Origin of the sequence: Pseudomonas sp. Y5-11, from assembly GCF_022368695.1 — a bacterium.
Lineage (GTDB): Bacteria > Pseudomonadota > Gammaproteobacteria > Pseudomonadales > Pseudomonadaceae > Aquipseudomonas > Aquipseudomonas parakoreensis.
In genome coordinates this window covers 5,125,677-5,131,682 of record NZ_CP058974.1, presented here as the reverse complement: position 1 = coordinate 5,131,682, position 6,006 = coordinate 5,125,677, and the positions used below count along the sequence as shown (strand labels likewise).

7 protein-coding genes and 2 pseudogenes are annotated in these 6,006 nt (G+C 59.4%); 6 read left to right on the top strand and 3 right to left on the bottom strand.

Going from position 1 to position 6,006, the window contains the following annotated elements; genetic code table 11:
- Positions 1-6: 6 nt before the first annotated feature.
- The 3 genes and pseudogenes from HXW87_RS22870 to HXW87_RS22860 all read left to right on the top strand — a co-directional run.
- Positions 7-96 (top strand): annotated as a pseudogene (locus HXW87_RS22870) (arylesterase); the annotation flags it as partial.
- A 57-nt stretch (positions 97-153) separates the two neighbouring features.
- Positions 154-447: a hypothetical protein gene (locus HXW87_RS22865; RefSeq protein ID WP_003226812.1), complete on the top strand. Its 294-nt coding sequence runs from the start codon at positions 154-156 to the stop codon at positions 445-447.
- Positions 448-584: 137 nt separating this feature from the next.
- Complete coding sequence (locus HXW87_RS22860; RefSeq protein WP_041069516.1) at positions 585-1,556, top strand: L,D-transpeptidase family protein; 972 nt, start codon at positions 585-587, stop codon at positions 1,554-1,556.
- Positions 1,557-1,679: 123 nt separating this feature from the next.
- Here HXW87_RS22860 and oprI read toward each other — a convergent pair whose 3' ends face one another.
- Positions 1,680-1,931: an outer membrane lipoprotei OprI gene (gene oprI / locus HXW87_RS22855; protein ID WP_025113130.1), complete on the bottom strand. Its 252-nt coding sequence runs from the start codon at positions 1,929-1,931 to the stop codon at positions 1,680-1,682.
- Positions 1,932-2,566: 635 nt separating this feature from the next.
- Here oprI and HXW87_RS22850 point away from each other — a divergent pair.
- Positions 2,567-2,839 (top strand): annotated as a pseudogene (locus HXW87_RS22850) (GNAT family N-acetyltransferase); the annotation flags it as partial.
- 157 nt (positions 2,840-2,996) lie between these two features.
- Here HXW87_RS22850 and HXW87_RS22845 read toward each other — a convergent pair.
- Both HXW87_RS22845 and HXW87_RS22840 read right to left on the bottom strand, forming a co-directional pair.
- Positions 2,997-4,073 (bottom strand): 3-deoxy-7-phosphoheptulonate synthase, encoded by a 1,077-nt coding sequence (locus HXW87_RS22845; RefSeq protein ID WP_239777821.1) that lies wholly within the window; start codon positions 4,071-4,073, stop codon positions 2,997-2,999.
- Positions 4,074-4,202: 129 nt separating this feature from the next.
- Positions 4,203-4,646 carry a PilZ domain-containing protein gene (locus HXW87_RS22840; protein WP_041069521.1) on the bottom strand — a complete coding sequence of 148 codons (444 nt, stop codon included), beginning with the start codon at positions 4,644-4,646 and terminating at the stop codon, positions 4,203-4,205.
- Between HXW87_RS22840 and HXW87_RS22835 the strand changes: the two genes are divergently transcribed.
- Positions 4,645-5,031 (top strand): thioredoxin family protein, encoded by a 387-nt coding sequence (locus tag HXW87_RS22835; RefSeq protein WP_131671647.1) that lies wholly within the window; start codon positions 4,645-4,647, stop codon positions 5,029-5,031. The genes HXW87_RS22840 and HXW87_RS22835 overlap by 2 nt on opposite strands.
- Positions 5,032-5,988: a putative 2-dehydropantoate 2-reductase gene (locus HXW87_RS22830; protein WP_239777820.1), complete on the top strand. Its 957-nt coding sequence runs from the start codon at positions 5,032-5,034 to the stop codon at positions 5,986-5,988.
- Positions 5,989-6,006 lie beyond the last annotated feature (18 nt).

Genomic DNA, 6,006 nt, shown 5'->3' with positions numbered 1-6,006 from the left:
CCCGAGCTGATGCAGGCCGATGGTCTGCACCCGGCAGTCGGGGCTCAGGGCAAGTTGCTGGAAAATGTCTGGCCGACGCTAAAACCGCTGTTATGAGGCTTTTCTAGTGGCAGGCTTTCGGCTAATGTGGCGCCCCCTTATTTGGAGCCCCCGATGCCGCGTCCTGCCTGGTCCCTGTTTGCCTACCAACTGATCGAGCCTGACGAACAGCTGGATCTGTTCGCCTGCCAGGAAGTGCGGGTGCATCTGGTGACCCGTCAGCTCGAACTCGGTGGCTCGGCCGACCGCACGTTGTGCGGCAGTCTGTTGCCGGCGCAACCGCGCTGGTCGAGTGTGGATCGCCGGGTGTTCCAGGATCAGCGACTGTGTTCGTTGTGCCGGGCGATTCTCGAGTCACAAAAACGCGGCACCTCGCCGATCTGGCCTGAGTTGCGTTTCGAGCTCTAGGACCAACAGATCGCAGTCTGCGGCAGCGCCTGCATGAAGACTTCTGGCTGCCCATCGGCGCATCTCCCCGAATTCCCGAGGCGCGGTGTACAATCGCGCCCTTATACCCCTTGTTGATCATGCGAAGGATTTTCCGGATGTTGCCGCGCTTTCCTGCCGTCACCCGCTGCCTGTCACTTGCCGCCCTGTGTGTGGCCGGTCCCGTTGCTGCATTGGAGTTTCCCCTGCCTCCGCCTGGTGAGGACATCATCGGCCAGGTGCAGGTGATCAAGGCCAAGTACGAAGACACTTTCGCTGACTTGGGAACCAAGTACGACCTGGGCTATTCGGAAATGGTCGCGGCCAACCCGGGTGTCGATGCCTGGCTGCCGGGCGCGGGTACTGAAATCGTTCTGCCGACGCGGTTCATTCTGCCGCCGGGGCCGCGCGAGGGTATCGTGATCAACCTCGCCGAATACCGTCTCTACTACTACCCGAAAGGCCGGAACGTGGTGTACACCTTCCCGCTGGGTATCGGCCGTGAAGGGTGGGGTTCGCCAATCGCGCATACCTCGATCACCGCCAAGACGCCGAACCCGACCTGGACCCCTCCTGCGTCGATCAAGGCCGAGCACGCTGCCGATGGTGATCCGCTGCCGAACGTGGTGCCGGCCGGTCCTGACAATCCGTTGGGCCCGTTCAAGTTCACCCTGGGCACTCCGGGCTACCTGATCCACGGCTCGAACAAGAAGTTCGGCATCGGCATGCGCACCAGCCACGGCTGCTTCCGCATGTTCAACAACAACGTGCTGGAAATGGCGGCCATGGTGCCGGTCGGCACTTCGGTGCGCATCCTCAATGACGCGTACAAGTTCGGCAGCAGTGGCGGCAAGGTCTATCTGGAAGCGCACACGCCAATCGACGATAAGGGCAATCCGTCGGTAGTCGACAAGCACACCGCGGTGATCAACGCGATGCTCAAGCGCGAAGACGTGACCAACAATCTGCGCGTGAACTGGGATGTGGTGCGTGATGTGGTGGCGGCTGAAGACGGTCTGCCAACCGAAATCGGCACGCCGAACACCTCGGCACCGATTGTCTCGAGTGCGCCGATCGACCTGCAGCAATAAGCTCGATCCAGACCCGCCGATGCGAGAAGCGTCGGCGGTTTTTTTATTGTCCGGACAAAAGCTGCAGGCACAAAAAAGCCGACCCAGAAACTGGGTCGGCTTGATAACAATCCCGAGGGATTATTACTTGCGGCTAGCTTTGTCCAGCATACGCAGAGCACGCTCGTTAGCTTCGTCAGCAGTCTGTTGTGCTTTTTGAGCAGCAGCCAGAGCTTCATCAGCTTTACGGTATGCTTCGTCTGCACGAGCCTGGGCGCGAGCAGCTGCGTCTTCAGTAGCGGTCAGACGTGCTTCGGTTTCTTTCGATGCGCTGCTGCAACCGGTAGCCAGAACTGCGGCCAGAGCCAGAGCAGAGAATTTCAGAACGTTGTTCATCGTGTTCCCCTTCAAGGACTTTCAATTAAGTGGCTTTCTCCTCCGATTGAGGAAATAGCCGGCGTACATACTACCCATTACTTGTAGTAAGTAAACTGACGTAGCGCAAGAAGCAAAAAAAATTGTAGGCGTTGATTCTTTTTCGAGCAACTTTTAACGGGGCTGATTAAAAAATATCCAGCTGCAAGCCCCTGCCTGAGCGAGTTAATGAGAAAAAGTTCCCGCTGTCACGTGCTGTTTTCGGCGTCTTGCACCAAGTCTGCCTAGATGAATTCGTCTACACTTTTGTTCCGATTTTGCATGACGCCTCACATATCTTTGTCGCTCTTGAGGTGACTTTAAAGAAGAGCCTGCGTCTTAAGTCTCGACATCCGGCAATGTTCAGGTGAGCGCCTCGGGATATGTTCCCCGCGCCTGCCACTACGCCCATCGGAGTTATCCGTACAACCTGCACGATGACGAGCGCACCTTGAGCATTTTTGCCAATGGTGCCTACTATTTATCACGTGCTCGGTTGCGCGAGATCGGTGTGGCTTTTCTCGGTGTCCATCAGGCACGGGGTGGCGTAGATGTTCCTTCGCCGGAAAAACATCGGTAAGGTAGGGGTCAGAATTCAAGACCCGCGAGGAGTAGTGATGAGCGAGGCGTTGTCCATCCACCATGACCAGGCTGGTCATCAGTTCGAGACCAATGTGGACGGTCATCGTGCCTACCTGACCTATATGGATCTGGGGAAACAGACCCTGGATATCTACCGCACCTTCGTGCCCAACGCCCTGCGCGGTCGAGGCATCGCGGCAGCGCTGACCGAAAGCGCGCTGCAGTACGCCGAGGAAATGGGCTACACAGTGATTCCGTCGTGCTCCTACGTCGAGCGCTATATGGAGCGCCANCGAAAGCGCGCTGCAGTACGCCGAGGAAATGGGCTACACAGTGATTCCGTCGTGCTCCTACGTCGAGCGCTATATGGAGCGCCATCAGAAGCGCGCGGCGAAAATCTGATTACCCCTACACACAAAAACGCCGGGCAATGCCCGGCGTTTTTTTATGCCTGCGAAACGCTGATCAGCTGCGCTGACGCTTCGGCAGCACATCCTTGAGCTTGGCGTGCATGCTGCGCAGGGTGTTCTCGGTGGCGGACCAGTCGATGCAGGCATCGGTGATCGACACGCCGTATTGCAGGTCGGCGAGGTCTTTCGGGATGGCCTGACAGCCCCAGTTCAGATGGCTCTCGACCATCAGGCCGATGATCGACTGGTTGCCTTCGAGGATCTGGTTGGCGACGTTCTCCATCACCAGCGGTTGCAGGGCCGGGTCCTTGTTGGAGTTGGCGTGGCTGCAATCGACCATGATGTTCGACTTGATCTTCGCCTTGTTCAGCGCCTGCTCGCAGAGGGCGACGCTGACCGAGTCGTAGTTCGGCTTGCCGTTGCCACCACGCAGCACCACGTGACCGTAGGCATTGCCCTTGGTGGTGACGATCGACACGCCACCTTCCTGGTTGATACCGAGGAAACGGTGCGGGCTGGAAACCGACTGCAGGGCGTTGATCGCCACGGTCAGGCCGCCATCGGTGCCGTTCTTGAAGCCGACAGCCGAAGACAGGCCGGAAGCCATTTCACGGTGGGTCTGGGATTCGGTGGTACGCGCGCCGATGGCCGACCAACTGATCAGGTCCTGCAGGTACTGCGGGGAGATCGGGTCGAGGGCTTCGGTGGCGGTCGGCAGGCCTTTCTCGGCCAGGTCCAGCAGCAACTGGCGACCAATGTGCAGGCCGTCCTGAATCTTGAACGAGTCATCCAGGTACGGATCGTTGATCAGGCCTTTCCAGCCGACGGTGGTCCGTGGCTTCTCGAAATACACACGCATGACCAGGTACAGGGTGTCGGAGACTTCCTCCGCCAGCACCTTGAGGCGGTCGGCGTACTCGTGGGCAGCCTTGATATCGTGGATCGAGCACGGACCGATCACTACGAACAGACGGTGGTCGGTGCCATCAAGAATGTTGCGAATGACTTCGCGGCCCTTGGTGACGGTGCGCAGGGCAGCGTCGCTCAGAGGGATATCACGCTTGAGCTGATCGGGAGTGATCAGGGTCTCGTTAGAGGCGACGTTTAGGTCGTTGATCGGTAAATCAGCCATCGTTTACTCGTCAGGTCACGGGTGCCGGCCGCCAGCGATCCCCGCGCGGCGGAGCACAGCAGATTTAAGCGCGTCGGGGAGCCGAACCTTAGCGCGTCAGACGCGGCTCGACAATGGGCAAGCGCCGCTTTAATCCAGCACTGGCTGGGCAAAAGCCTTGCGCACGCTGTCGTGGGAGAACTCGTTGGCGTGTTGTTCGACCCATTGCAGGGCCAGCGCCTGAATATCCTGCAAGTCGTCATGGGCCTCGTTCATGCGGCAATAACGTTCGATCTGGCACACCTGTTCGCCCATCCGGGCGCTGAACAACGTCTGCTCATCAGTGAACGCGATCCCCACCAGATAGCCCTTTTTGCGTCGCAGGCACCACGCCACATAGCCCGGAAAACAGAGGTCGGCATTGAGCGTCGGCAGACGCACTTCAAGGGCGGTGCCGTGGCGCCAGGCGCGGTGATAATTGCAAGCGATCCCGCCGAGGCTGATAGTGTGCAGCTGTTGCCTGGAAATACACTCGGGCTTGAGCAAGGTTAATTCAACCGGCACTTCGTCCGGATGAGGAATGAAACGTCCCATGAGCACAGACTCCCTGTGTCGGCCATTTGACATTGTTTCCCCCAGTATAGTGGTCGAATCCGAGCTGACCGATTTCGACGCCGACCAGCGGCTGCTGGCGATGAGCGGTGTTTCGCTGGTGATTTTCACCAGTGTCGGCTGTTCCAGCTGCCGCTATGCCAGAGAAGTGTTGCCCGGGTTCGCGCTGGCGGTCGATCGCCTGTGCTGGATTGATGCCGGCAATAACGGTGGGCTGGTGGAGCGCTATCAGGTCTTTCATTTGCCGGCGCTGTTTGTGGTGCGCGACGGCGAGTTCTTTGGGGCATTGCACACGCGCCTGACCGCCGCTGCGCTGAACGCGGCAGTGGCGCAGGCGTTGAGTCGAATTGCAGAGGAGTTGCCATAGATGGTGGGAGCAGACAGCAAACCGGTGATCGGGATTATCGGCACCGGCGCAATTGGCGGGTTTTACGGTTTGATGCTGGCGCGGGCCGGTTTCGATGTGCACTTTTTACTGCGCAGTGAGTTTTCAGCGGTGGCCGAGCGGGGGTTGCAAGTGGACAGTGCCGTGCATGGCACGCTGACACTGAACCCGGTGCAAGCGTATGCCAAGGCCGAGGACATGCCGGCCTGCGACTGGTTGCTGGTCGGCGCCAAGACCACCAGCAGCGCGGGTCTGGCCCCGGCGATCATTGCCGCGGCCAGGCCCGGCGCGAAAGTGCTGGTGCTGCAGAACGGTCTGGACGTCGAAGACAGCTTGCGTGAGCTGCTGCCCGACTCCCTGCATCTGCTCGGCGGTCTGTGCCTGATCTGCGTGCATCGCGAAGGGCCGGGACACATCACCCATCAGGCCTTGGGTGCGGTGAATGTCGGCTATCACAGCGGCCCGGCAATGGACGATGCGGCGCGCATGACGCTCGTTGAAGAGGGCGCCAGTCTGTTCCGCGCCGCGGGCATCGATTCGCAGGCGATGGCCAATCTGCAACAGGCGCGCTGGCAGAAACTGGTGTGGAATATTCCCTACAACGGTCTCTCGGTGTTGCTCGGTGCCGGCACCACGCCGCTGATGGCCGACGCTGACAGTCGCGCGTTGATTCAGGCATTGATGGCTGAAGTCGTGAAGGGCGCCAAGGCCTGCGGTCACGATATGCCGCCCGGTTACGCCGAGTACTTGTTCACAATGACCGAGAAAATGCCCGACTACTGGCCGAGCATGTACCACGATTTTCTGCACAAACGGCCGCTGGAGCTGGAAGCGATTTACGCCCGGCCATTGGCCGCCGCCAAGGCGGCAGGATGTGAATTGCCACGAATCGAAGCGTTGTATCGCACGCTGGGTTTCATCGACCGACGCAACACCTGAGTCGGTTTTTTGCGGGAG